This window comes from Streptomyces beijiangensis (assembly GCF_017315755.1).
Classification (GTDB): Bacteria; Actinomycetota; Actinomycetes; order Streptomycetales; family Streptomycetaceae; genus Streptomyces; species Streptomyces beijiangensis.
Genome location: NZ_JAFLRJ010001440.1, coordinates 1 through 394, shown reverse-complemented (window position 1 = coordinate 394; position 394 = coordinate 1). Strand labels below are relative to the sequence as shown.

Annotated in this window: 1 protein-coding gene; it reads left to right on the top strand. The window is 48.5% G+C overall.

Annotation, left to right across the window (positions count from 1 at the left end; all coding sequences use genetic code 11):
* On the top strand, positions 1-394 hold a 394-nt coding region (locus J0695_RS46500), incomplete at both ends, for a cation:proton antiporter domain-containing protein (protein ID WP_206970084.1).

Here is a 394-nt window from a genome sequence, read left to right as displayed (position 1 = left end):
CTACGTCTCGTGGGCTCGTCCTAGGTGACTCAACTTCAGTCGGATCGGCGCTGCTTTCGATTTTGATCGCTTTTGGCTACATGATATTGTTCTTTATCGTTGCCAGGAAGCTGCCAAAATTGTTAAATCGGCTGTTTGATATCCGTTCAAACGAAGTCTTTATTATCGTGATCTTTGCGCTGCTGTTCTTTGTCGCCGGCTTTTCGGAAACGATTCACGTTGCCGAAGCAATCGGCGCCCTGCTTCTCGGACTCGTGTTTTCCGAGACAGAACATGCAAGCCGGATCGAGCATTTGGTTGTGCCGTTTCGCGATTTCTTCGGTGCAATGTTTTTCTTCAGCTTCGGATTGAGCATCGACCCGTTTACACTGGGAGATGCGGTATGGCTTTCAAT